The organism is Segatella baroniae DSM 16972 = JCM 13447 (assembly GCF_000426585.1).
In the GTDB taxonomy this organism is placed as follows: Bacteria; Bacteroidota; Bacteroidia; order Bacteroidales; family Bacteroidaceae; genus Prevotella; species Prevotella baroniae.
On sequence record NZ_AUFQ01000003.1, the window covers coordinates 172,362 to 196,111 of the forward strand.

16 protein-coding genes are annotated in these 23,750 nt (G+C 51.4%); all 16 read left to right on the plus strand.

The features are described from left to right. Nucleotides 1-10 precede the first annotated feature (10 nt). The 16 genes from K334_RS0103810 (at nucleotide 11) to K334_RS0103890 (ending at nucleotide 23,669) form a co-directional block, all read left to right on the plus strand. Nucleotides 11-1,534: a DUF4301 family protein gene (locus tag K334_RS0103810; protein WP_025880766.1), complete on the plus strand. Its 1,524-nt coding sequence runs from the start codon at nucleotides 11-13 to the stop codon at nucleotides 1,532-1,534. A gap of 14 nt (nucleotides 1,535-1,548) precedes the next feature. Then, on the plus strand, nucleotides 1,549-3,765 hold the full coding sequence (locus K334_RS0103815; RefSeq protein WP_025880764.1) for a RelA/SpoT family protein: 2,217 nt from the start codon (nucleotides 1,549-1,551) through the stop codon (nucleotides 3,763-3,765). Nucleotides 3,766-3,798: 33 nt separating this feature from the next. Further along, nucleotides 3,799-4,671 carry an N-acetylmuramoyl-L-alanine amidase-like domain-containing protein gene (locus tag K334_RS0103820; protein WP_051218648.1) on the plus strand — a complete coding sequence of 291 codons (873 nt, stop codon included), beginning with the start codon at nucleotides 3,799-3,801 and terminating at the stop codon, nucleotides 4,669-4,671. A 472-nt stretch (nucleotides 4,672-5,143) separates the two neighbouring features. Then, a complete protein-coding gene (locus K334_RS0103830; protein ID WP_025880759.1) occupies nucleotides 5,144-6,760 on the plus strand; it encodes an ABC-F family ATP-binding cassette domain-containing protein in 1,617 nt (538 codons plus the stop codon). Between the two features lie 51 nt (nucleotides 6,761-6,811). Continuing rightward, nucleotides 6,812-7,402, plus strand: a complete 591-nt coding sequence (locus tag K334_RS0103835) for a nucleotide exchange factor GrpE (RefSeq protein ID WP_081658019.1) — start codon at nucleotides 6,812-6,814, stop codon at nucleotides 7,400-7,402. A gap of 15 nt (nucleotides 7,403-7,417) precedes the next feature. Further along, complete coding sequence (gene dnaJ, locus K334_RS0103840) at nucleotides 7,418-8,575, plus strand: molecular chaperone DnaJ (protein WP_025880755.1); 1,158 nt, start codon at nucleotides 7,418-7,420, stop codon at nucleotides 8,573-8,575. A gap of 6 nt (nucleotides 8,576-8,581) precedes the next feature. Next, a complete protein-coding gene (locus K334_RS0103845) occupies nucleotides 8,582-9,877 on the plus strand; it encodes a bifunctional folylpolyglutamate synthase/dihydrofolate synthase (RefSeq protein ID WP_027444544.1) in 1,296 nt (431 codons plus the stop codon). Between the two features lie 110 nt (nucleotides 9,878-9,987). Beyond that, nucleotides 9,988-11,079, plus strand: coding sequence for an aldose epimerase family protein (locus K334_RS0103850; RefSeq protein WP_025880476.1), 1,092 nt, complete (start codon nucleotides 9,988-9,990; stop codon nucleotides 11,077-11,079). Between the two features lie 52 nt (nucleotides 11,080-11,131). Next, a complete protein-coding gene (locus tag K334_RS0103855) occupies nucleotides 11,132-12,442 on the plus strand; it encodes an MFS transporter (protein WP_025880474.1) in 1,311 nt (436 codons plus the stop codon). Between the two features lie 284 nt (nucleotides 12,443-12,726). Beyond that, nucleotides 12,727-14,736 (plus strand): transketolase family protein, encoded by a 2,010-nt coding sequence (locus K334_RS0103860; RefSeq protein ID WP_154655544.1) that lies wholly within the window; start codon nucleotides 12,727-12,729, stop codon nucleotides 14,734-14,736. A gap of 65 nt (nucleotides 14,737-14,801) precedes the next feature. Next, nucleotides 14,802-15,248 carry a ribose 5-phosphate isomerase B gene (gene rpiB, locus K334_RS0103865; RefSeq protein WP_025880473.1) on the plus strand — a complete coding sequence of 149 codons (447 nt, stop codon included), beginning with the start codon at nucleotides 14,802-14,804 and terminating at the stop codon, nucleotides 15,246-15,248. Between the two features lie 164 nt (nucleotides 15,249-15,412). After that, nucleotides 15,413-18,280 (plus strand): excinuclease ABC subunit UvrA, encoded by a 2,868-nt coding sequence (gene uvrA, locus K334_RS0103870; protein WP_025880471.1) that lies wholly within the window; start codon nucleotides 15,413-15,415, stop codon nucleotides 18,278-18,280. Nucleotides 18,281-18,448: 168 nt separating this feature from the next. Then, nucleotides 18,449-18,655 (plus strand): hypothetical protein, encoded by a 207-nt coding sequence (locus K334_RS0103875; RefSeq protein WP_154655545.1) that lies wholly within the window; start codon nucleotides 18,449-18,451, stop codon nucleotides 18,653-18,655. A gap of 133 nt (nucleotides 18,656-18,788) precedes the next feature. Continuing rightward, nucleotides 18,789-21,260, plus strand: coding sequence for an endopeptidase La (gene lon, locus K334_RS0103880; protein WP_025880468.1), 2,472 nt, complete (start codon nucleotides 18,789-18,791; stop codon nucleotides 21,258-21,260). After that, nucleotides 21,257-22,384: a tRNA guanosine(34) transglycosylase Tgt gene (gene tgt, locus K334_RS0103885; RefSeq protein WP_021588487.1), complete on the plus strand. Its 1,128-nt coding sequence runs from the start codon at nucleotides 21,257-21,259 to the stop codon at nucleotides 22,382-22,384. Before lon ends, tgt begins: the two co-directional genes overlap by 4 nt. 10 nt (nucleotides 22,385-22,394) lie before the next feature. Further along, nucleotides 22,395-23,669: an LptF/LptG family permease gene (locus tag K334_RS0103890; protein WP_021588511.1), complete on the plus strand. Its 1,275-nt coding sequence runs from the start codon at nucleotides 22,395-22,397 to the stop codon at nucleotides 23,667-23,669. Nucleotides 23,670-23,750: the final 81 nt, after the last annotated feature.

A 23,750-nucleotide genomic window follows, 5' to 3' on the forward strand; every position in this document is an offset into this window, starting at 1 on the left:
GGATTTGTTTATGCTACTGACAGAAACTGACAAGATTCAGATTGAAAAGCGAGGGATGACGGAAACACAGGTTGTCCGCCAGTTGAAACAACTCTCGGAAGGTTTTCCTTATTTAAAATTGAAAGCGGCGGCAACGATAGATGCAGGCGTCTTGAGACTGACCGAACAGGAACGGAAGAAATATCAAGCGCTGTGGAAAGATTATCGAGCCAGCGGAAAAAAACGGATTCTAAAGTTCGTGCCTGCCAGTGGTGCTGCAAGTAGGATGTTCAAAGACCTGTTTGCTTTTCTTTCAGCAGACTATGACAAGCCGAAAACCGACTATGAAAAGGAGTTCTTTGCCCATCTAACAGAATTTGCGTTCTACGAGGCCTTGAATGCGGCTTGCCTTAAGAATCAAGGAGAGGCAATCCCTGCTCTTCTTGAAAAATCCCGCTACAAAGATGTCGTAGAAAATCTGCTGTTGCCTTGTGGCCTCAATTACGGCCAGCTGCCCAAGGGATTGATTCTGTTCCATCATTACCGTGATGAAAACCGCACTCCCATGGAGGAGCATTTGGTGGAGGCAGCCTTATACGCAAGCTCCAATGGCACGGCGGAAGTGCATTACACGGTCAGCCATGAGCACCTGAAGCTGTTTAAGGAGAAGGTGAATGAAAAAGCTGCCGGCATAGAAAAGAAATATGGCTTGAAACTAAACATATCCTTTTCCGAGCAGAAACCCAGCACCGATACGATTGCGGTGAACCCCGACAACACTCCTTTCAGGAATGAAGACGGCACCCTACTCTTCCGTCCGGGTGGACACGGCGCCCTGATAGAGAATCTGAATGACATCCAGGCCGACATCGTCTTCGTGAAGAATATAGACAACGTCACGCCAGACCGGCTGAAATCGGACACGACAACATACAAGGAGATCATTGCGGGTGTTCTTGTCGAGAAGCAGACACAGGCTTTCAGGTATCTTGACATCTTGGATAACGGCGAATATTCACATGAGTTGCTGCAAGAGATAGTCAGATTCCTCCAACGGGATTTGTGTTGCAGGAAGGAAGACCTGAAAGAGTTGGAAGATGCCGATTTGACTTGCTACTTGAAGAAAAAGCTGAATCGTCCCATGCGCGTCTGTGGCGTTGTCAAGAATGTGGGCGAACCCGGAGGCGGTCCCTTTGTCGTTTACAATCAGGATGGCACCACAAGTCTCCAGATTCTGGAAAGCAGCCAGATAGACACACGCAATGAAGAGTTTGTCAAGATGTTTACCAATGGCACTCACTTCAACCCCGTCGACCTCGTGTGCGCCACCTATAATTATAAAGGTGAGAAATTCAATCTTCCGGACTACGTAGACCACAATACAGGCTTTATCAGTCACAAGAGCAAGAATGGAAAAGAATTGAAGGCTTTGGAGCTTCCCGGTCTTTGGAATGGTGCCATGAGCGATTGGAATACGATTTTTGTCGAAGTTCCCCTCAGCACCTTCAACCCGGTGAAGGTGGTGAATGACCTCTTAAGGGAGCAACACCAATAACATTGTTTTATAGTATGGTAGAGAAATTCGAGTTCACGCAAGAAGAGTTGGCGGAAACGACACGGTTGCTGTCACTTTTGAGTAAATCCGTTGCGGACACCTTGTGGCCTGACGACGAAAGAAAACTTCGTCGGCAGATAATGCAGGCCATTCGCGAGGGGCGGCTGAAGCGGGACGCCTTCGGCCTGAATCCCATCCTGCAAGGCCTGCGCACTGCGGAAATTGCTGTGAACGAAATAGGTTTGAAGCGTGACAGCGTCCTCTCTATCCTACTCTATTATGGCGTTGTAACCGAATCCTCGACCTTAGATAACATCAAAGCCGAATATGGCGAAGGCGTCGCCCACATCATCCATGGCTTGGTAAAAGTGCAGGAGCTGTACAAGAAGAATCCCGTGATTGAAAGCGAGAATTTCCGAAATCTGCTGATATCGTTCTCCGAAGACATGCGGGTCATCTTGATCATGATTGCCGACCGGGTCAATCTGATGCGTCAGATTCGTGATACCGAGCAGAAGGAAGCCCAACGGGCCATCTCCGAAGAGGCAAGCTATCTGTATGCGCCCTTGGCCCACAAGCTCGGACTCTACAAATTGAAGAGTGAACTGGAGGACTTGAGCCTGAAATATCTGGAACACGACGCATACTACCTGATCAAAACAAAGCTGAACGCGACGAAGGAGGCGCGCGACGCGTATATCCAAAGGTTTGTACAACCTTTGGACGAACGCCTGAAAGCGGCGGGCTTGCACTATCACATGAAAGGCCGCACCAAGAGCATTCACTCCATTTGGCAGAAGATGAAAAAGCAGAAATGCAATTTCGAGGGCATTTACGACCTTTTCGCCATACGAATCATCATCGATTCTCCCGTCGAACGTGAAAAAATGTTGTGCTGGCAAGTCTATTCCATCGTGACAGACATGTATCAGCCCAATCCGAAAAGGCTTCGCGACTGGCTCAGCGTTCCCAAGACCAACGGCTATGAGAGCCTTCACATCACCGTGTTGGGCCCGGAAAGCAAGTGGGTCGAAGTGCAGATACGAACGGAACGCATGGACGAGGTGGCCGAACGAGGCCTGGCAGCCCATTGGCGGTACAAGGGAGTCAAAAGCGAAGGTGGAATCGACGAGTGGCTCGGCAGCATAAGGTCGGCCTTGGAGAACAATGACGACCTCCAACTGATGGACCAGTTCAAGATGGACTTGTATGAAGACGAGGTGTATGTCTTCACGCCAAAAGGCGACTTGATCAAGTTTCCCAAAGGCGCCACCATACTGGACTTCGCCTATCACATCCATACCAATATCGGCAACACCTGTGTCGGTGGAAAAATCAACGGGAAAGCCGTTTCCTTCAGGGAGACATTGCATTCGGGCGACACCATTGAAATCCTCACGCAAAGCAACCAGAAGCCCAAACGCGACTGGCTAAACATCGTCAAGAGCAGCAAGGCCAAGTCGAAGATACGTCTCGCCTTGAAAGAGACGCAGGCCAAGGAAGGCCTGATGGCCAAGGAATTGCTGGAACGAAGGTTCAAGAATCGCAAGCTGGAAATACAAGAATCGACAATGGCCCACCTCATCAAGAAGATGGGCTACAAGGAAAATTCGGAGTTCTACAAGGATGTTGCAGACGGAAAGCTCGACTCCAACCTCATCATAGAGCAATACACCGAGGTGTACAATCAGCAGCAGAATGTGGCCAACACGCCCCGGACGGCGGCCAGCGCCGAACTGTTCGCTTATGAAAACCCTCACGAGGAACTGGCACAGGGCAACGACGACGTCCTGATCATCGACAGAAACCTCAAGGGGATTGACTACAAGCTGGCCCAGTGCTGCCATCCCATATATGGCGACCAGGTCTTCGGCTTCGTCACGGTCAACGGCGGCATAACCATCCACCGTTCAGACTGTCCGAACGCTCCCGAACTGCGCAAAAGATTCGGCTACCGCATCGTCAAAGCCAAATGGAGCGGCAAGGGAAACGGCCAGTACAGCATTGCCATACGAGTCATCGGAACAGACGACATCGGTATCGTCAGCAATATAACGAACATCATTTCCAAGGAAGAGAAGATTGTAATGAGAAGCATTAACATAGACAGCAACGACGGCATTTTCAAAGGGAATCTCGTCGTTCAGCTTGACGACACGAGCAGGCTTGAGGCTCTGTTGAAGCGAATCCGAACCGTCAAAGGCGTGAAACAGGTTGACAGAATCTACTGATTGCGGCTTTGGACAGAATGATTGGTTGAAAACATGATGAAGAAAGGAATCATCTTTCTGCTGACACTGTGGCTTTCCACCATGGGTGTGAGGGCGGCAATGCCGGATGGCGGCCGAGAGACAGACTATACAAGCGACGACAGCCTGAAAGTGGTGCGGCTGCTCGGCAAGAGCGGCAAGCCCCAATCGGCGGGCGAACTGATGGTGTACTTCGCCCGCCAGCTGCGGAATCTGCCGTATGTCGCCAAGACATTGGAGCGGAACAGCCGTGAGAGGCTGGTGGTGAACCTGCGCCAGCTGGACTGCACGACATACGTTGAAAACGTCATGGCACTGACCATGTGCGCAAAGGCGAACACGTTGCGGTTCGAGGACTTCTACCGCACATTGCAAAGCATTCGCTATCATGGCGGCAATGTCGATTATGTTTCGAGGAAGCATTACTTTACCGATTGGATAAAGGCCAACTCGGAAGCGGGACACGTCAAAGAGATTTCCAGTCCCACTCCCCCCTTTTCCGCGACACAGAAACTGCAACTGGACTACATGTCCACCCATGTGGACTTCTATCCCATGCTGAAAGGCCATTCCGACAGAGTGTCCAGGATAAAGACCGTCGAGAAAAGACTGAGCGACAAGTCGTGCCGCTATATACCCAAAACGGAAATCAAGAACACGAAACTCCTGCGCGCGGTCATACACGACGGAGACATCATCGCCATCGTGACGAACAAGAAGGGGCTCGACACAAGCCACCTGGGCATTGCGGTCTGGCATGCGGACGGCCTGCACATGCTCAACGCCAGCCAGATTCGGAAGAAAGTCGTCGAAGAGCCCATGACCCTCAGGCAATACATGGACCGTCATCCCACACAATTGGGGATAAGAATCGTGAGAGTGAAGTAGTCCGCCCAGGCAACCGACGGCCTTTTGTCTCCCCGCGGGCATGCAAGCACCGGCACCTTGTGGCCTCCAAACTTGGTGCAAAAAGCAAAGCGGGCACCCATAGGCTTGCCAAAGTGCAAAAAAAGCAGTACTTTTGCACCGAAAATAAAAGTAAGAGAAATTATTAACAATCGTTTCACAATTCCAAACTTGGCTTCCTCATTCCGTGTTTAATGGATGACGGTTTCCAAAAGCTGCCTTTTCAGCTTGCAACAGCAGTGCTTTTCGTTTGTAAAAGCAGTGCTTTCAGAAGCTGAAAGCACTGCTCCGAGCGGGTAAAAGGGCTCCTGTTGGAAACGGACAGGCATGCTTTGCCGCGCATCGGGCGGTGCTGCGGCTGCCACCGGCTTCGCAACGTGCTCGACGAAGGCCGGCAGCAAGCGGATGGCGGAGGCTGAAATGGCTTGTGAAACATCAATAATTCATAAGAAGAATGATAACGGTAACTAATCTTGCGATTCAATTCGGCAAGCGGGTTTTGTACAAAGACGTAAACATCAAATTCACCCACGGCAACATCTATGGCGTGATTGGCGCGAATGGCGCGGGCAAGTCCACCCTCCTCAGAGCCATCAGTGGCGACCTGGAGCCCAACAAAGGAACCGTGGAACTGGGCCCGGGAGAGCGTCTCTCCGTATTGGAACAGGACCACTTCAAATACGACGAGTTCTCCGTGATGGACACCGTGCTGATGGGACACCAACCTTTGTGGAGCAACATGCAAGAGCGGAACATGCTGTACTCCAAACCCGAGATGACCGAAGAAGACGGAAACAGAGCCGCTGAACTGGAAGAGAAGTTTGCGGAAATGAACGGTTGGGAGGCGGAAAGCGACGCTGCGCAACTTTTGCAGAACCTTGGCATCCAGGACTATCTGCACACCAAAACGATGAGCGAGCTTTCCAACAATGAGAAAGTGAGGGTCATGCTGGCCAAAGCGCTGTTCGGCAAGCCGGACAACCTGCTGCTCGACGAGCCGACCAACGACCTCGACCTGGACACCGTCGAGTGGTTGGAGGAATATCTTGGCAATGTAGAGCAGACGGTGCTGGTCGTAAGCCACGACCGACACTTCCTTGACGCCGTCAGCACACAGACCGTGGACATCGATTTCGGCAAGGTGACCATCTTCTCGGGCAACTATTCCTTCTGGTACGAAAGTTCCCAGCTGGCTCTGCGCCAAGCCCAGAACCAGCGGCAGAAGGCTGAGGAGAAGAAGAAAGAACTGGAGGAATTCATCCGTCGCTTTTCGGCGAACGTGGCAAAGAGCCGTCAGACAACCTCTCGCAAGAAGATGTTGGAGAAGTTGAATGTCGAGGAAATCAAGCCCTCGAGCAGGAAATATCCGGGCATAATCTTCCAGATGGAGCGTGAACCAGGCAACCAGATATTGGAAGTCAACAATCTGAAAGCCGTCGATTCCGATGGAACGGTGTTGTTCGACCATGTGGATTTCAATATAGAAAAAGGTGAAAAGGTCGTCTTCCTGAGCCACAACCCCAAGGCGATGACCGCCCTCTTCGAAATCATCAACGGCAACAGGACGGCTGATGCGGGTGAATACAAGTGGGGAGTGACCATCACGACGGCCTATCTTCCTTTGGATAATACGAAGTATTTCGACACCGACGAGAACCTCGTCGAGTGGCTGAGCCAATATGGTGCCGGCAACGAGGTCGTGATGAAAGGCTTCTTGGGCCGAATGCTCTTCAAGCAGGAGGAGGTTGAAAAGAAGGTGAATGTGCTTTCGGGCGGCGAGAAAATGCGTTGCATGATAGCCCGCATGCAGTTGCAGAACGCCAACTGCCTGATTCTGGACACACCGACCAACCATCTTGACCTGGAAAGCATTCAGGCCTTCAACAACAACTTGTGCGGCTTCAAGGGCAACATCCTTTTTGCAAGTCACGACCATGAATTCATCGAAACGGTGGCCAATAGAATCATTGAGCTTACACCCAAAGGTACAATCGACAAGCTGATGAGCTACGACGAGTACATCTATGACGACACGATCAAAGCGATGAAGGCGAAAATGTATCAGAATTGAAAAGAGGCAGCCAATGGCACGGATTTTGTAATATGACATTGAAAAAACATTATGGACAAAGCTATGGATAAAGAGAATATCGACAAGCGGGATATGGATGATGTGAAAGGGTCGGAGGATGTGAACGTTTCCAATGATGTGGAAGCGGAGACACAGGCTCCGGACATTGATGACAAAACGTCAGATGCGGTTGCCGATGAAGCGATGGAGAAACTGAAGGAGGAAAACGCACAGTTGAAAGACCAACTGTTAAGGAAAATCGCAGAGTTCGACAACTATCGTAAGCGCACGATCAAGGAGAAGGAGGAACTTCGCCTGAACGGTGGCGAGAAGGCGGTCGACGCCATATTGCCCGTTCTGGACGACTTCGAACGGGCGCTGGGCGACAAGAGCGACGATCCAGATGCGATAAGAGCCGGCGTAGAGATGATTTACAACAAGTTCATCAAAGTGCTTGAGGGCTTGGGCGTAAAGAAAATCGCCACCGACGACGTGGATTTCGACGTAGATTATCACGAAGCCATAGCCATGGTTCCGGGCTTGGGGGACGAAAAGAAAGGCAAGGTAATCGATTGTGTCCAAAATGGTTATATGATGAATGACAAAGTGATTCGTCATGCAAAGGTGGCTGTCGGTCAATAAATAGCTTTTCAGTTTATGGCAAAACGTGATTATTACGAAGTCTTGGGCGTCGACAAGTCTGCGTCGGATGATGAAATAAAGAAAGCATACAGGAAGATTGCAATAGCCAACCACCCTGACCGCAATCCCGGAAATAAAGAAGCAGAGGACAAGTTCAAAGAGGCCGCAGAGGCCTACGATGTTCTCCACGACCCTCAAAAACGCCGCCAATACGACCAGTTCGGCTTCAGCGGCCCGCAAGGGAGCGGCTTTGGCGGCTTCAGTGGCGGCGGCATGGACATGGACGACATCTTCTCGATGTTCGGCGACATCTTTGGCGGACGCGGCGGATTCTCCGGCTTTGGCGGCTTTGGCGGAGGAGGTCGGGGCCAAGTGTATCGGGGAAACGACCTGCGCTTGAAGGTAAGGCTGTCGCTGCTTGAAATCTCTACGGGAGTCACCAAGAAATTCAAGGTGCGCAAGGACATCGCTTGCGACCATTGTCATGGCAGTGGCGCCGAAGCCGGCAGCGGAACCGAGACCTGCCCCACCTGTCATGGACACGGCGTTGTCGTCAGGTCTGTCCGCACCATGCTCGGCACGATGCAGACACAAACAGAATGCCCGACTTGTCATGGCGAAGGAACCGTCATCAAGAACAAGTGCAAGCATTGTGGAGGCTCCGGCGTCGTGAAAGGTGAAGAAGTTGTTGAAATAAAGATTCCCGCCGGAGTGGCCGAAGGAATGGTCGTGAACGTGCCGGGTAAAGGCAACGCCGGTGCCCACAACGGTGTCAACGGCGACATTCAAGTGCTCATCGAGGAAGAAGCCAACGACACTTTCGTGAGAGACGGGCAGGATGTCGTTTACAACTTGCTGCTGGATTTCCCGACGGCTGCGCTTGGAGGCGATGTCGAGATTCCGACAATAACGGGCAACAAGGTTAAGATAAAGATTGAATCGGGAACGCAACCCGGGAAGACCTTGCGTTTGCGACACAAAGGTTTGCCGGCCGTTCAGGGCTACGGCTCGGGTGTCGGCGACTTGGTTGTCAACATCAGCGTGTTTGTTCCCAAGACCCTGGCCAAGGATGAGAAGGAAAAGATAGAAGGATTCAGAGACAGCGACAACTTCAAAGGTGACGCTGTGACCAAGGAATCCATATTCAGCAGATTCAAGAATTACTTTAATTGACCCGCCATGTCATACGAGGAAACAATTGAGTATTTGTTTAAGAGCACCCCTGTCTTCGAGCATGTGGGTGCTTCTGCTTATAAGGAGGGTCTGGACAACACCCGGGCGTTAGACGAGTTCTTCGGTCATCCCCATCGGAAATACAAAACGATTCACGTTGCGGGAACAAACGGCAAAGGTTCTTGTTCGCACACTTTGGCCGCAATCCTTCAAACGGCAGGCTATAAGGTAGGTTTGTATACAAGTCCGCACCTCGTAGATTTCAGGGAGCGAATAAAGGTTGATGGAAGGTGTGTGGAAGAATCGTATGTCGTTGATTTTGTAGAGGCGTACCGCCCCCTCTTCGAACCTTTGCATCCCAGCTTTTTCGAACTGACGACCGCCATGGCATTCAAGTATTTTGCCGACACGCAGGTGGATATAGCCGTCATTGAAGTGGGGCTCGGCGGTCGGCTTGACTGCACCAACATCATCATGCCGATATTGTCCGTCATCACGAATATCAGTCTTGACCATGTGAGTTTCTTGGGGAATACGCTGGAGAAGATTGCTGGAGAGAAAGCCGGCATCATCAAACCGAATGTTCCGGTTGTGATAGGAGAAAGCAATTCCGCGACCATCCCGATTTTCCTACAAAAGGCGCAAGCCGTAAATGCCCCCATTGTGTTTGCCGAAGACAAGCCGCATCGCATGGTGGTCTCTTCACAGGCGGCAGAGACTGGCGGACGTTTTTATGAGTTGTCGAGTGGACGACGGGCGTTCGGCGACTTGATGGGCGATTATCAGGAAGCCAACATGAACACCACATTGGTGGCTGCCATGGAACTAAGGCGGCAAGGAGTGGTCGAGACTGACGAACCTGTCATCCAAGGCATGTCCAACGTCGTGAAACTTACAGGACTACTGGGACGTTGGCAGTGTCTCAACAAAAGGCCCTATGTCGTTTGCGACACAGGGCATAATTCCGGAGGATGGAACTATCTGTCTCGGCAGATGGCACGTCAACCCAACAAGACGAAACGTATCGTTTTCGGCATGGTCGACGACAAAGATTTGGATGCAGTGATGTCCATGCTCCCACATGACGGGATTTTCTATTGGACGCAGCCTTCCACACATAGGGCTTTTCCCGTGGAGGAAGTGGCAGCCTGTGGCGGGCGGCATGGCTTGAGAGGAGTCGTCTTTCACGACGTAATGAGCGCCTACCGGCAGGCGTTTGCGGATGCAGACGCTGAAGATTTTGTTTTCGTAGGCGGGAGCAGTTACGTCGTTGCGGATTTGTTGTCCGGTCTACAGCCATAGAAACAGCTCTTCAGCGGTCAAATTATTACTACTTTATTTGTGGCTTTCGTTTTTTTTCAGTTACTTTGCAGCAAAATCGTAAATCTAAAAAATAAGTACTAAACAATTTGATGATGAACACGATGGATAAAAAATACATCTGCGGTTTGAAACGGAGCGATTTTCAAACCACCGTTGATCACAAAGAAACGGATCTTTTTGTTTTAAGTAATGCACAGGGCAATGAAGTCGCTATCACGAACTATGGCGGAGCTGTTGTCGCCCTGATGGTTCCAGACAAAAATGGAGTGAAAGCCAACGTCATCCAAGGGCACGACAACATTCAGGATGTAATGGATTCTCCCGAGCCTTTCCTGTCGACGTTGATCGGCCGCTATGGAAACAGGATTTGCAAAGGCAAATTCAAGTTGCATGGAAAGGAATATCAATTGGGAATCAACAACGGCCCCAACCACCTCCATGGGGGTCCTAAAGGTTTCCATGCCAGAGTGTGGGATGCTCAGATGATGAATGAGCAGACGCTGGTACTCCATTATGTAAGTGCTTATGGCGAGGAAGGTTATTCCGGAGAATTGAAAACCACCGTGGTGTACACCTTCACGGACGACAACGAACTGGTGATAGAATATTTGGCCACGACGAACAAGAAAACAATCATCAATTTGACACACCATGGCTTCTTCTCTTTGTCAGGCATAGCGACCCCTACTCCATCAATTGAAAACATGATATGTGAAATCAATGCGGACTATTATATCCCAATAGATGAGAATAGCATTCCGACAGGCGAGATTCTTAAAGTAGACAAGACCCCATTCGATTTCCGTAAACCCAAAGCCATTGGACAGGATATAGATTCTGACAATGAACAGATAAAGTTTGGTGCAGGCTACGACCATTGTTTTGTTTTGAACAAGGATGAAGAAGGTGAATTGAGTTTCGCCGCCAAAGTTACCGACCCCGAGAGTGGCAGAGTGATGGAAGTCTATACGACAGAGCCTGGTGTCCAGATCTATACCGACAATTGGGCAACGGGCTACAAGGGACAGTTCGGCGCGACATTCCCGAAGCGCAGCGCCATCTGCATTGAAGCACAACACTTCCCCGACTCCCCCAATCATACGTATTTCCCCTCTGTCGTGTTGGAACCCAACATGCAATACAAGCAGAAAACGGTATATAAGTTTTGCGTAGCAGATTGACCGACCGCTACACATCATTAAGAAAATCATCAAATTATAATTAAAACCCAATATGGAAAATCAGACAAAACAAAATGGAAGCATAATCGCCATCATCACAATGATGTTCCTTTATGCCATGATTTCATTCGTTACAAACCTGGCTGCGCCAATCGGCGTCATCTGGAAAAACGCGTTTGCGGGCGGTAGTGCAAACACAGTTGGAATGCTCGGCAATGCCATGAACTTCCTGGCATATTTGTTCATGGGCATTCCCGCCGGCAAACTCTTGACCAAGATTGGCTACAAGAAGACAGCCATGATAGGTATCGCAGTTGGCTTTGTCGGCGTATTGACCCAGTTCATCTCCGGCACGGTGGACGCAAAGGTGCCTGGCTTTAGCGTCTATCTGTTGGGAGCGTTTGTGTCGGGCTTCTCCGTCTGCATATTGAACACCGTCGTAAACCCCATGCTGAACCTTCTTGGAGGTGGCGGAAACAGGGGGAACCAGTTGAACATGATAGGTGGAACGCTCAATTCTCTCTCCGGAACCCTGACTCCACTGTTCGTTGGTGCTTTGATCGGTACTGTCACGGCTTCGACAAAGATGGTTGACGTGAACCTCGTGCTCTACATCGCCATGGCTGTTTTTGCCGCTGCATTTGTAATCTTGAGCTTCATTCCCATTTCCGACCCGGACAAGGGAAAGGTCACAAAGGACACCGTGTTCGAGCATAGCCCTTGGGCTTTCCGCCATTTCACCTTGGGCGTTATCGCCATCTTTGTGTATGTAGGTGTTGAAGTGGGCATTCCCGGCACATTGATTTATTATCTCAGCGACCAGACAAACGCCGGTGCCGGTTTGGCAGGAAATGCTGTCGCAATTGCCGGCTCCGTTGCGGCAACCTACTGGTTCCTGATGTTGGTAGGCCGCTTCTGCTCAAGTTTCATCGCAAACAAAGTTTCAAGCAAGGCCATGATGACGATAGCGACTTCTGTTGCCATGGTTCTCATCTTGTTGGCAATCTTCTTGGGCAAGAGCGTCACCGTTTCCATGCCGGTATTCTCCGGCTCGTCGTTTGACACCGTAGTGGTTCCTATTGCAGCCGTTCTTTTGGTTCTTTGCGGTCTTTGCACTTCCATCATGTGGACTTCCATCTTCAACCTGGCCACAGAAGGCTTGGGAAAATACACCGCAGCGGCAGCCGGTATCTTTATGATGATGGTTGTTGGCGGCGGCCTGCTCCCGCTTCTTCAAAACTTCATCGCAGACAATGCAGGCTACTTGATTTCCTATATCGTTCCTCTGATTGCAATCGCCTATATGTTCTTCTATGCGATTGTGGGATGCAAGAACGTGAACAAGGATATTCCCGTAGAATAATTTAAGAACGAACATAGGGCCTCTTGCATGTCTTACGATGTGCAAGAGGCTTTTTTTGTGGTTGTTCTTTTGTCAATGTCCGTCATACAATCCCAGTAAGGCGCATATTGCCTGCGTGAATCAATGTTAATATGGTATGGATTCGCGAGGGGAATGTATGAAAAACATATACAATAAGCAAATAACTAAAGAAATCAGTTGGCTCTATAAATAATAAATAGTATATTTGCAATATTAAGAACACTAAGTTATGACCTTTTATGGCAATGGAAAGTACAACATCAATGAATCTCGCAGCAGATAATATACGCATTTTAGCTGCTTCCATGGTTGAGAAAGCAAAGTCAGGCCACCCCGGTGGAGCGATGGGTGGTGCAGATTTTATCAATGTATTGTTTGCTAAGTTCCTTGTTTATGATCCGGAAGATCCTGAATGGAGTGGACGGGATCGTTTCTACCTTGACCCTGGACACATGTCTCCAATGCTATACTCCGCTTTGGCTTTGCAGGGAAGATTCTCCCTCGAAGAACTGCAGCAGTTCAGGCAGTGGGGCTCCCCTACTCCAGGTCACCCGGAGCGTGACATTGCCAGAGGCATAGAAAACACTTCCGGGCCATTGGGACAGGGACATGCCTTTGCCGCAGGTGCCGCCATTGCGGAGAAATTCCTGGAAGCACGGTTGGGAAAGACCGTCATGCAGCATAAGATATACGCCTATATTTCGGATGGCGGCATTCAGGAAGAAATATCCCAAGGCGTCGGACGTCTTGCCGGAACGCTTGGACTGAACAATCTTATCATGTTCTATGACTCCAATGACATTCAGTTGTCTACAGAGTGTGGTGCTGTCATGGCCGAAGACACGGCCGCCAAGTACCGGGCGTGGAATTGGAATGTCCTCACCATCAACGGCAACAATCCGGAAGAAATAAGCCAGGCACTTCGTGCCGCCCAACAGGAAGAAAGCAGACCTACACTCATTATTGGCAACACGACAATGGGCAAAGGCGCCTTGAAGGAAGACGGTACAAGTTACGAGCATAATATCAAGACACATGGCGCCCCACTTGGTGGCAATGCCTATGTCAATACGATAAAGAATCTGGGCGGCGACCCGACCAATCCCTTTGTCGTCTTCGATGAAGTGAAGGAACTTTATGCGCAACGTCGGTCCGAACTAAAGGAAATCGTTGCCGAAAGACGCAAGGAAGAAGAACGCTGGGCGCAAGCGAACCCCTCGCTGGCTACATTGAAAGCGCAATGGTTTGCCGGCAAGGCTCCGGTCGTTGATTGGACGAAAGTTGAGCAAAAGTCAGGCGAGTCGACACGAGTCGCCAGCGCGGAATGCCTGAAAGTGCTGGCACAGCAAGTTCCCAATATGATTTGCGCCAGCGCAGACCTTTCCAATTCGGACAAGACGGATGGATTCCTGAAGCAGACGACCTCTTTGGTCAAGGATGATTTCAGCGGTGCATTCTTCCAGGCCGGCGTGTCGGAACTGACAATGGCCTGCATGTGCATAGGCATGATGCTCCACGGTGGTGTCATCGCCGCAATGGGTACATTCTTTGTATTCTCCGACTATATGAAGCCAGCCGTCCGCATGGCGGCCTTGATGCAAGTTCCTGTAAAGTTCATCTGGAGTCATGACTCGTTCAGGGTGGGCGAAGACGGTCCGACCCACGAGCCGGTAGAGCAAGAAGCCCAAATCCGACTGATGGAAAAATTGAAGAACCATCATGGATTGGACAGCCTCCGAGTGTTCCGTCCCGCAGATGCAGAAGAGACGACTCTGTGCTGGAAAATGGGAATGGAGAATGTGGAAACGCCGACAGCCTTCATCTTGTCGCGCCAAGGCATAGCCAATCTGCCTGCCGGGAATGATTATTCCGGCGTAGAGAAAGGCGCATACGTCGTTGCAGGTAGTGATGACAATCCCGATATCATATTGGTTGCGAGCGGCTCGGAGGTTTCCACTTTGGAGGCCGGCGCCCAGCTTCTCCGCCAGGACGGCGTAAAGGCGCGCATTGTAAGTTGCCCTTCCGAAGGCCTTTTCCGCAGACAATCGGAAGCCTATCAGCAGGAAGTCCTTCCCGAAGGAGTCAAGAAATTTGGGTTGACAGCCGGACTCCCCGTCACCCTCGAAGGCCTTGTCGGCACAGGAAAGGATTCCCGCATCTATGGGCTGACGTCGTTTGGGTTCTCCGCCCCGTTCAAAGTATTGAATGAAAAATTGGGTTATACTGGTGAAAATGTTTGCAAACAAGTGAAATCTTTCTTAGGTTTGCTTTAGTTTCTATATGTATCAATGCCAGTTGCCATTACATATTATTATTAACCATAAATTCGTTAGAGCCTATGGAAATTAAAACAGTCGGACTTGCCTGCGACCATGCAGGATTTCCATTGAAACAATTTGTTCTTGATTACCTTGAGAAGAAAGGGTATCCCGTGAAGGACTTCGGCACGTACAGTGATGAAAGCGTGGATTATCCAGACTTTGCGCATTCGTTGGCAGAGGCCATTGAAAGCGGAGAAGTCTATCCGGGCATTGCCATCTGCGGCAGTGGGCAAGGCATGGCCATCACCCTCAACAAGCATCAGGGCGTTCGTGCAGGATTGGCTTGGAACAAAGATATAGCTGAATTGATTCGCCAGCACAATGACGCAAACGTTCTGGTCATGCCAGGTCGGTTCATAGACAATCGCACGGCAGAGAGAATCATGGACGAATTCTTCAAAGCAACTTTCGAAGGAGGCCGCCACGAGCGCCGCATCAGAAAGATTGCATGCGAAACAAAGTAATTATTTTATAGACAAAGTTATATTGGGGCGCATCAAACAAGATTGATGTGCCCCCTTTTTTGAGGCATATCCCCCACAGCTTGGCCATCTTGAGCCATCGGCCCGCCATGTTGCCGGCGCATGGGCAAGCATGTTCTTTTCTCAGATTCATAGGTATTCAGTGTATGTCAGCAGAACAGTCTTACATCAATATTCGAGGAGCGAGAGTCAACAATCTGAAGAATATTTCCTTGAAGATTCCGCGGAATCGTTTCATTTCCATATCAGGCGTATCCGGTTCGGGCAAATCCAGCCTGGCTTTCGACACCCTTTATTCCGAAGGCCAGCGGCGTTATGTCGAAAGTTTGTCAGCCTACGCCCGCCAGTTTTTGGGCCGCATGAAAAAGCCGGAATGCGACTTCATCACAGGATTGCCCCCTGCCATTGCGATAGAACAAAAGGTGATTTCGCGCAATCCACGCTCGACGGTCGGCACTACGACGGAGATATACGATTATCTTCGTCTCCTTTACGCGCGCATAGGCAAGACCTACTCCCCCATCAGCGGCGAAGAAGTGAAGAAGCATTCCGTGGAAGATGTGCTGAAAGCCGTTGAAGAATTCAGCGAAGGGACAAAATACCTCATCCTCGCCCCTTTGCAAATTGCGGCAGACCGCTCTGTGCTGCAGCAGTTGAGAATGTCCAACCAAGAAGGTTACACACGCCTGTTCGTGGATGGAGAAGTTGTGCGCATCGACGATTATATGGCGGAATTGGAGGAAAGAAGCCCACAGGGGCATGAGCCGACAAACTCCCACGCGCAAGATGGAGTGGAATCTCCATTGTATCTGGTCATCGACCGCCTGGGCGTTTCGCCCGAGAAAGATGTCGTCAACCGCCTATATGATTCGGCGGAGACCGCCTTCTATGAGGGGAACGGGAAAATGCGGCTCGTCTTTCTGCCGTCCAAGATCGCCTACGACTTCTCCACGACGTTCGAGGCCGACGGCATTCGCTTTGAGGAACCCAACGAGAACATGTTCTCCTTCAACAGTCCCGCCGGCGCATGCCCCACCTGCGAGGGCTTTGGCAATGTGATAGGAATCGACGAGCGTCTTGTCATTTCCAACACCGCGCTCAGTGTCCACGAAGGCTGCGTACAGTGCTGGCATGGCGAGAAGCTGAAGATTTGGAACGATGAGTTTTGCAGGCGTGCCGCCGCCGTCGACTTCCCCATCTTCGAGCCCTACTACAAACTTTCCAAAGCACAAAAAGACTGGCTGTGGCATGGTCTTCCGTCTGAAAGCAAACAGGATATTCACGACAGGATATGTATCGATTCCTTTTTCCAAATGGTCAAGGAGAATCAATACAAGATTCAATACCGTGTCTTGATGAGCCGTTACCGCGGCAAGACGGTGTGTCCCGACTGCCATGGGGCCAAGCTGAAGAAAGAGGCGCTTTGGGTCAAGGTCAATGGCATGAGCATTGCCGACCTGGTGCAAATGCCCGTCTCCAATCTGCGGCAGTGGTTCCGGAGCCTGCGTCTGGAGCCGGGCGACGCTGAAATAGCCAAGCGACTCCTGGCGGAAATCAACAGCCGGCTTGAGTTTCTGGCCGATGTCGGGTTGGGCTACCTGACTTTGAACAGGCAGAGTTCCACGTTGAGTGGTGGAGAAAGCCAGCGCATCAATCTGACCACGTCGCTCGGAAGCTCCCTCGTCGGGTCGCTCTACATCCTCGACGAGCCCAGCATCGGCCTTCACAGTCGCGATACCGACCGCTTGATACAGGTTCTCAAGAAACTCAGGGATATAGGAAACACCGTCATCGTGGTGGAACACGACGAAGAGATACTACGCGCCTCCGACTATCTGATAGACATCGGCCCCAACGCCGGAAGGCTGGGAGGAGAAGTCGTATACGCCGGCAGGTTCCCTACAGACAAAGAGGCACAGGACATGCTGCCCGCCCAACACCCGGAAAGCTATACGGTGCAATACCTCACGGGGGCGTTGCGGATAGCCATGCCGTCATCCCGAAGGGCATGGAACAACTCCATCATGCTCCAAGGTTGCAGGATGAACAACCTGAAAGGAATAGACTTCCAGCTCCCTCTCAATGTGATGACCGTCATCACAGGCGTCTCCGGCTCAGGAAAGTCGAGCCTTGTCAAAGGCATTCTCCACCCCGCTATGAAACGCCATTTCGACGAAGTGTGCGATGCGCCCGGCGAGTTCGTGGCCTTGAAGGGGGACGTGAACCTCATCAAACATGTCGAATTTGTCGACCAAAACCTGATAGGCAAGAGCACTCGCTCCAATCCCGCCACCTATGTGAAGGCCTACGACTTGATTCGACAGCTGTTTGCAGAGCAGCCATTGGCCAAGCAGTTGGGATTCACCGCCCAGTATTTCTCCTTCAACGCGGAGGGCGGACGGTGCGAGGAATGCAAAGGAGCCGGCGTAATCAATGTGGAGATGCAGTTCATGGCCGACCTGGTGCTGACCTGCGAGGCCTGTCATGGGCAGCGGTTCAAGCGCGACGTATTGGACGTGAGGTTCAAGGACCGCAACATCCACGACATATTGGAAATGACCATCGACGAAGCTGTCGACTTCTTCCGGGCGAACAACCAGAAAGCCATCGTCAACAAGCTGAAGCCTTTGCAGGATGTCGGCCTGGGCTACATCAAGATGGGCCAGAACTCCAGCACACTTTCAGGCGGTGAAAACCAGCGCGTCAAGCTCGCCTACTTCATCGGCCAGGAGCGTCAGGAACCCACCTTGTTCATCTTCGACGAACCGACGACCGGTCTCCACTTCCACGACATCAACAAGTTGATGGCCGCTTTCAACACGTTGATCACCCATGGACACACCATTCTCATCGTGGAACACAACATGGACGTCATCAAATGCGCCGACTGGATAGTCGACCTTGGCCCCGAAGGCGGCGACAAGGGCGGCAACCTCGTGTTCGCCGGCCGTCCCGAAGAACTGATTGAATGCCCCGAAAGCATAACGGGAAAGTTCCTGAAGGCCAAGTTTTGACTTGCAACCGATGTGCTTTCAGCCGCCGAAAGCTGCCCTTTTGCATTGCAACGGCTGTGCTTTCAGCCGACGAAAGCAGCCCTTTTACAACGTAACGGCGGTGCTTTCAGGCGACGAAAGCACAGCGGTTGTAATCCGGTTCCAAAGCATTCGCGTTTTTTCAGCCATTTGCTTGACAGGAAGAAGCCCCTATTGCTCCTGTCGTTGGCCTGCGGCCAAGACGCTTCGCCGCTCTACAAGGACAAAGACGTGGTGCTCGCGTATCTCTGCCAGGACTCCGGCTGCCAGGACTGGCGTTCCATGGCGCCCAAAGACTTTGCCGGAGCGGAAACCAACACGAACGCGGTCATGCAACTCATAGACGGTCTGGGATGAAACGGCGCACGGCCGTGCGCCGCATTACCGCAATCAAGGCCCTTTTGCGTTAAACTTCCAAATTCCTGCTGATATTACGCTGATTCTGTGTAACTTTGCACCATCCTATATAGATGTGTATTTTAAATAGAAAATGAGTAACAAAAGTAATGCTACCATACAGATGATCGCCGATTTCGAGGGCGACATCACAAGCTTGTTCAATGAAGAAAAAGGAGGAGTGCTTCCCATTCTCGCAACAAGAAACATCGTTTTGTTTCCAGGAGTGATGACCCCCATCCTGATAGGGCGAGAAGCCAGCCTCAACCTTTTGGAGCACATGTCACACCATCCCACCAATTTCGCCATATTCTCCCAAAAGGATGAAGATGTCAGCAGTCCGAGCCTCGACGACCTTTATCCGATCGGTGTCTTTGCCCGATTGATCAAAGTGATCGACATGCCCGGCCCCAACCGTCAGGTGACGGCCATCGTACAGGGACTGGGGCGGTGCGAACTCCATGGATTGGTGCAGGAGCAGCCGTTCCTGTCGGGCACGGTCTATCCGGCACCGGAGGAAGACGTGACGATGGACAACAAGATTTGCAAGACGGCATACAAAGACCTGCTGGCTTCCACAAGCCGGTACATCTCCGACAACGACGAAATCCCCAACGAGCTGCAATTCTCGCTGGACAGCATATCGCAGAACCTCATCAAGGTGAACTACATCTGCTGCAACCTGCCGTTTTCCGTCAAGGACAAGTTCAACATGCTCAGGCAGAACTCGATACTTGAGCGCATCTATGAGACGTTGAAGGCTCTCCATCGCGAACAGCAGTATGTGGAAATCAAGAAGGACATCCGTTCCAAGACGCGGGAAGACCTGGACGAGCAGCAGCGCGAGTATTTCCTCCAACAACAAATCAAGAACATAAAGGAGGAGCTGGGCAACGGCAACGGAACCTCGGAGAAGATGGAGCTGGAAGAAAAGGCGCAAGGCAAGAAGTGGCCGGCTGAAATCGAACAGGTGTTCCGCAAGGAACTCGACAAGCTGGACTTGTTCAATCCGCAAAGTCCGGACTACAGCACGCAGGTCAACTATCTTCAAAACCTAGTTAGCCTGCCGTGGGGTGAATATTCCAAGGACGATCTAAGCCTCAAGCGGGCCAAGCACATCCTCGACCACGACCACTATGGCATGGAAAAGGTGAAGGAACGCATCCTCGAATACATTGCGGTGTTGAGCCTCCGCGGCGACCTCAAGTCGCCCATCATCTGTCTCTATGGCCCTCCGGGCGTAGGAAAGACGAGTCTTGGCAAAAGCATTGCCGGCGCCCTGAAGCGCAAGTATGTGCGCATCTCGCTGGGCGGCCTGCACGACGAGTCGGAAATCAGAGGACACCGCCGGACATATATCGGCGCCATGCCGGGCCGCATCATCAAGAGTCTGCTGAAGGCCGGAACGAGCAATCCCGTCTTCATTCTTGACGAGATAGACAAGGTGAGCCAGAACACCATCAACGGCGATCCGTCGTCGGCACTCTTGGAAGTGCTGGACCCGGAGCAGAACAACGCCTTCCACGATAACTTCCTGGACGTGGACTACGACCTCTCCAAAGTGCTGTTCATCGCCACGGCCAATGACCTGGGCAACATCCCCCGCCCGCTTCTCGACCGCATGGAAATCATCGAGGTCAGCGGCTATATCACAGAGGAGAAACTGGAAATAGCCAAACGCCACCTGGTTCCGAAGGAGATAAAGAACACCGGACTTGACAAGGAGACGGAAAAGATCAAGTTCACAAAGGCTGCCTTGGAAAAAATCATCGAGCAGTACACCCGCGAGAGTGGCGTCCGACAGCTCGAAAAGCAAATCAACAAGGCGCTCCGCAAGCTGGCTTTCATGAAGCAGATGGATGGCGAACTGAAGACATCCACCATCACACCGACGGAGATAGAGACGCTCTTGGGCAATCCTCCGTTCTACAGGGACATCTATCAGGGCAACGACTATGCGGGTGTCGTCACGGGACTGGCATGGACAAGCGTCGGTGGAGAGATTCTCTTCATAGAGACCAGCTTGAGCAAAGGCAAGAATGGCAAACTCACGCTGACGGGCAACCTGGGAGATGTCATGAAGGAGAGCGCCGTCATTGCCCTGGAATACGTGAAGGCGCATGTCGACTCCTTGGAAATCGACCATCGCATCTTCGACAATTGGAACCTCCATATCCATGTGCCGGAAGGAGCCACGCCCAAAGACGGGCCGTCGGCGGGTATCACCATCGCGACGAGCATCGCCTCCGCCTTGACGCAGCGCAAGGTCAGGAAGAACACTGCCATGACAGGCGAGATCACCTTGCGCGGCAAGGTTCTTCCCGTCGGCGGTATCAAGGAGAAGATACTGGCCGCCAAGAGGGCCGGAATCACCGACATCGTGATGTGCAAGGAAAACAGAAAGGATGTCGACGAGATTCCGGAGGCATATCGCAAGGGAGTGGAATTCCATTATGTGGAAAACGTTCAGGAAGTATGGGACTTCGCCCTTACGGACGAGAAAGTGAAATCTCCTATCGATTTCATCATAGAGAAGTCTGACCAAGAAACAGAGCATACGAAATGAAGTTTGAGCTACAGCATACGGACAACGCAAGCGACGCGAGAACAGGGCTCATCACAACCGACCATGGTCAGATAAAGACGCCTGTTTTCATGCCCGTGGGCACCTGTGGGACGGTCAAAGGCGTGCATTTCAGCGAATTGCGCCAACAGGTTGAAGCTCAAATCATACTTGGCAACACCTACCACTTGTATCTGCGCCCCGGCCTTGAAGTGCTGCGGAAGGCCGGCGGACTGCATCGGTTCAACAGCTGGGACCGCCCCATCCTGACGGACAGCGGCGGCTTTCAGGTGTTTTCGCTTTCCGGCATAAGGAAACTGAAGGAAGAGGGATGCGAGTTCAGGTCGCATATCGACGGATCGAAGCATTTCTTCACGCCGGAGAACGTCATGGACACCGAGCGCGTCATCGGCGCCGACATCATGATGGCCTTCGACGAATGCCCCCCGGGACAAAGCGATTACGGCTATGCCAAGAACAGCCTCAAACTGACGCAGAGATGGCTGGACCGCTGCATCAAGCGTTGCGCTGAAACGGAACCGCTCTATGGATACCATCAGAGTTTGTTCCCCATCGTTCAGGGGTGCACGTACAAAGACTTGCGGCAGGAGGCTGCGAAATTTGTTGCGGACAAGGGAGCCGACGGCAATGCCATCGGCGGACTTGCCGTAGGTGAACCGACGGAGGTGATGTACGACATGATAGAGGTGGTTAACGGGATTTTGCCCAAGGACAAGCCGCGCTATCTCATGGGTGTAGGAACTCCTCAGAACATTCTGGAAGCCATCGAGCGGGGCGTTGACATGTTCGATTGCGTCATGCCGACACGCAACGGCCGCAACGCCATGCTCTTCACCTACAACGGCACGATGAACATGCGCAACAAGAAATGGGAGGAGGACTTCTCACCGATCGACCCGGACGGCTGCGACATCGACCTGGTCCATACGAAGGCCTATCTGCACCATTTGTTCAAGGCGCAGGAGTATCTGGCCCTGCAGATTGCCAGCATCCACAACCTGGCTTTCTATCTACGGCTTGTGACGGACGCACGGCAACACATCGAGGCCGGAGACTTCGTACAATGGAAGGCTTCCATCATCGACCAGCTCGGACAAAGAATCTAAACAACTCCACATGAAACCATTGCGCCAAATCAGAAGACATCGCCGGTTTTACAGGGTAATGCGCCATCTTTCGCAGCACCCTGCATGGCTTCATCGCCTCTTCGGCTTCATCCACCGGCACACAGGTTGGTTGCGGAGTTTCCTCAAGTGGCTGGGAACAAGGATGGGATGGATGAAATATGTCAATCCGTTCCACTATGTTAAACGGCTGGATGGATACATCATCAAGAAGTTCATTGGCACCTACGTCTATTCCATTCTTCTGATCATCAGCATATCCATCGTCTTTGACGTGAATGAGAACCTGGCGAAATTCACGCAGTACCATGCGCCCCTCAAGGCTATCGTCGTGGACTATTACCTCAACTTCGTCCCCTACTTTGCCAATCTGTTCAGTCCGCTGTTCGTGTTCATTGCCGTCATATTCTTCACGTCGAAGTTGGCCGGCAATTCGGAAATCATATCCATGCTGGCGGCCGGCGTGTCGTTCAAGAGGCTCATGAGGCCCTATATGATTTCGTGCGTCCTCATTTCAGCCCTTTCCTTCTATCTCAGCGCGTTCGTCATCCCCCATGGAACCGTCATCAAGCAGAATTTCGAATCCATGTATAAGAACAAAAGGAAGAATACGGCCGCCGACAACGTACAGCTGCAAGTGGCGAAGGGAACCATCGCCTACATCCAGCACTACGACAACAATATGAAGAAAGGCTATGGCTTTTCGCTCGATAAGTTTGAAAACAAGAAGCTGGTGAGCCACATGACGGCCATGGAGATTCAATATGACACCATCGCCGACTCAAAATATCATTGGACGGCCAGCAACTGGAAGATACGCGAGCTCAGGGGACTTAGAGAGCACATCACTTCAGGGGCGACGAAAGACACCCTCATCCTCATGGAACCTACCGACCTCGTCTACTCGAAAGGACAGCAGGAAACTTTCACGAGTCCGGAACTGCGTGCCTATATATCGAAACAGATTGACCGAGGGTCGGGGCATGTGGTCCAATACCAAGTGGAATACCACAAACGCATCGCTTCGAGCTTCGCTTCGTTCATCTTGACCATCATCGGCCTTTCACTCTCGGCCAAGAAACGCAAAGGCGGCATGGGCCTTTACTTGGGCATAGGCTTGGCCCTGAGCTTCATCTATATCATGCTTCAAACGGTTTCTGCGACATTCGCAATCAATGCGGGCGCACCGCCATTATTGGCAGCCTGGGTGCCGAACATCATTTTTGCGGTGGTTGCATATTTCTGTTATCGACAGGCACCCAATTAAGAAAGTGTTAATCAGCAATCTACAAGAAAGTAGATATTCAACTCAAACCAAGGCACAGGAATCAACTTCCGGCCTGAATTA

Bases quoted from the DNA above. Each gene is read 5' to 3' on its own strand.
- K334_RS0103810 (WP_025880766.1), top strand. From the start codon at position 11: ATGCTACTGACAGAAACTGACAAGATTCAGATTGAAAAGCGAGGGATG.
- K334_RS0103815 (WP_025880764.1), top strand. From the start codon at position 1,549: ATGGTAGAGAAATTCGAGTTCACGCAAGAAGAGTTGGCGGAAACGACA.
- K334_RS0103820 (WP_051218648.1), top strand. From the start codon at position 3,799: ATGATGAAGAAAGGAATCATCTTTCTGCTGACACTGTGGCTTTCCACC.
- K334_RS0103830 (WP_025880759.1), top strand. From the start codon at position 5,144: ATGATAACGGTAACTAATCTTGCGATTCAATTCGGCAAGCGGGTTTTG.
- K334_RS0103835 (WP_081658019.1), top strand. From the start codon at position 6,812: ATGGACAAAGCTATGGATAAAGAGAATATCGACAAGCGGGATATGGAT.
- dnaJ (WP_025880755.1), top strand. From the start codon at position 7,418: ATGGCAAAACGTGATTATTACGAAGTCTTGGGCGTCGACAAGTCTGCG.
- K334_RS0103845 (WP_027444544.1), top strand. From the start codon at position 8,582: ATGTCATACGAGGAAACAATTGAGTATTTGTTTAAGAGCACCCCTGTC.
- K334_RS0103850 (WP_025880476.1), top strand. From the start codon at position 9,988: ATGATGAACACGATGGATAAAAAATACATCTGCGGTTTGAAACGGAGC.
- K334_RS0103855 (WP_025880474.1), top strand. From the start codon at position 11,132: ATGGAAAATCAGACAAAACAAAATGGAAGCATAATCGCCATCATCACA.
- K334_RS0103860 (WP_154655544.1), top strand. From the start codon at position 12,727: ATGAATCTCGCAGCAGATAATATACGCATTTTAGCTGCTTCCATGGTT.
- rpiB (WP_025880473.1), top strand. From the start codon at position 14,802: ATGGAAATTAAAACAGTCGGACTTGCCTGCGACCATGCAGGATTTCCA.
- uvrA (WP_025880471.1), top strand. From the start codon at position 15,413: ATGTCAGCAGAACAGTCTTACATCAATATTCGAGGAGCGAGAGTCAAC.
- lon (WP_025880468.1), top strand. From the start codon at position 18,789: ATGAGTAACAAAAGTAATGCTACCATACAGATGATCGCCGATTTCGAG.
- tgt (WP_021588487.1), top strand. From the start codon at position 21,257: ATGAAGTTTGAGCTACAGCATACGGACAACGCAAGCGACGCGAGAACA.
- K334_RS0103890 (WP_021588511.1), top strand. From the start codon at position 22,395: ATGAAACCATTGCGCCAAATCAGAAGACATCGCCGGTTTTACAGGGTA.